Annotated in this window: 2 protein-coding genes; one reads left to right on the forward strand and one right to left on the reverse strand. The window is 55.7% G+C overall.

Features of this window, described 5'->3' with window-relative positions; translation table 11 throughout:
* Positions 1–153 precede the first annotated feature (153 nt).
* Positions 154–1,422, forward strand: a complete 1,269-nt coding sequence (locus tag LYNGBM3L_RS49785) for a glycosyltransferase family 4 protein (RefSeq protein WP_008183565.1) — start codon at positions 154–156, stop codon at positions 1,420–1,422.
* On the opposite strand, the gene LYNGBM3L_RS49790 is transcribed toward LYNGBM3L_RS49785, so the two are convergent.
* The coding region (locus tag LYNGBM3L_RS49790) for a GMC oxidoreductase (protein WP_207554343.1) at positions 1,419–2,239 on the reverse strand (821 nt) is incomplete at its 5' end. The genes LYNGBM3L_RS49785 and LYNGBM3L_RS49790 overlap by 4 nt on opposite strands.

A 2,239-nucleotide genomic window follows, 5' to 3' on the forward strand; every position in this document is an offset into this window, starting at 1 on the left:
ATTTACCGATTTTGACGCAAATAAAGTGCCAGTGTCCCCAAAGCTGTCTGCCACATTTCCAGATTGCCCTCAATTCTTTCGCCAGAAGCGAATTTTGCTTGCAGAATTGGCCTGAAACTTGAGTGTGGTGAAGCTGGTTGAGTGGGTTTGATCATGCGCGCTTTGAAGATCTTGATGTTCACAACGTTTTACCCGCCATATTCCTTTGGCGGAGATGCGGTCGGCGTGCAGCGCATGGCGCAGGCATTGGTGCGACGCGGCCATGATGTGACGGTGGTGCACGACAAGGACGCCTATCAGACGATGGGCGGCGATATTGAAGGCAAGTCCTACTCAGACGACGGTGTCACCGAGATCGCTTTGTCTTCAGGCTGGCCGATGATGACCAATCTGATGACGCAACAAACCGGTCGTCCGCTTGTGCATGGCGGCAAGATCAAACAGATCATCGATGATGGCGCGTTCGATATTATCTGGCACAACAATACATCACTGGTCGGCGGTCCGGGCCTGCTCGACTATGGCAAGGCGCTCAAAATCTATGAAGCGCATGAGCATTGGCTGGTCTGCCCGATGCATGTTTTGTGGAAAGAGAATAAAGCGCTGTGTGAGACGCGCGAGTGTCTAAAGTGTACGCTCTCCTACAAGCGACCGCCGCAACTATGGCGCTATACCGGCTTTCTGGAACGCAAACTCGAGCAGATTGATCTGCTCATCGCCAAGAGCGAATTCTCGCGGCAAAAGCACAAGCAGTTTGGTCTCCAGAAAGACATGACTGTGTTGCCATACTTCCTGCCGGACATTGATGAATCCGCGTTGCCCGAGCCCGCAGCACATGATCGGCCTTACTTTCTGTTTGTCGGGCGGCTCGAAAAGATCAAAGGCCTGCAGGATGTCTTTCCGGCGTTTGACAAATATCCGGATGCGGACCTGCTCATTCTCGGCGATGGCGACTATACAGACGAGCTAAAAGCGCTCGCGCGAGACAATCCGCGGATCAAATTCCTCGGCCGAAAATCGCTGGAAGAACTGAATGCCTATTATCGCGGTGCGCTCGGATTGATCGTGCCTTCGGTCTGTTACGAAACGTTCGGCATCATTCTGATTGAGAGCTTCCGGATTGGAACGCCGGTCATCGCGCGTCGCCTTGGACCATTCCCGGAGATTGTGGAAGCCGCTGATGCTGGCGCTCTGTTCGAAACGGAAGATGATCTGATAGAGGCCATGACGACGATCCAGACCGACGCGTCGTGGCGGTCCCGCCATGGTGCGCTCGCGCGTAAAGGGTTTGAAGAGCGCTGGCGAGAAGATCGCGTGCTCGCCGCCTATGGTGTGGAACTCGCCAAAACTGCCCACGCGCGCGGCGATGCGGAACTGGCCGCAGCCCTTGAAGCGGGCGCATTTGAGAACGGTCCTACTTAAGCCAGGCTTCCAATCCGGTGCGCATTCGCCATCACGGTGAAGGTGATCGTACTGGCCGGAATGCTCGGAAGCACCGACGCATCAACGACATGAGTTTTGTTGAAGCCCGAGACGCGACCGAGTGGGTCTGTTTGCAGAGCCGTTGGCGACGCAGACATCGGCAATGTGCCGCCAGAGTGAAAACTCGCCCCTGGTCCCTCAACGCGTTTGGCGAATGATAACGGCATGAGACCCGCCTTCGACATCGCCTTGGACAGGACAGATGCGGCGCGATTGATCGTCGGGTGCATGTCGGGGTTCGGCACGATCTCGGTTTTGAGACGACCCGTTTTGGTTTCGAGGGTTAGCTCAACCTGATCGCAGTGCTCGGAATGGATAAAGGTCTGCGCCACAATCAAACGCTTGGCGATCGCACCGAACAGAGCCTGACTGCCTGGCAGCCGGCGTCCATAATTGGCGATCATCTCGCGCGCATAGAATTCATTCCAGCTATAGATTTGCGAATGCGTCAGATAGGGGGAAACTTCTGCATTATCGATTTCGACGAAGAGCTTTGCGAGCGTGTGGAGCGGACGCGCGGACGGGTTTCCACCTGACGACCAGCGATGCAACATCGGCAAAAAGAATTGTCGGCTGTCGTGCAGCACGAGTTTGCTGTCACTTTCCGGCAGCGCCCCGAGCACCAGTCGCGCGGTTTCATAAACGCCGGTCGCCAAAAACAACCTGTTTGCCGTGATGACAGCGCCATCCGCCAGGCGAACACGGCAAGTGTCTCCGTCTTCGGATATCTCTGTGACTACGGCGCCGGAACGATAAG

The organism is Moorena producens 3L, assembly GCF_000211815.1.
GTDB lineage: Bacteria > Cyanobacteriota > Cyanobacteriia > Cyanobacteriales > Coleofasciculaceae > Moorena > Moorena producens.

Excerpts from the sequence above, each read along its gene's own strand:
- LYNGBM3L_RS49785 (WP_008183565.1), top strand. The coding sequence starts at position 154 with ATGCGCGCTTTGAAGATCTTGATGTTCACAACGTTTTACCCGCCATAT.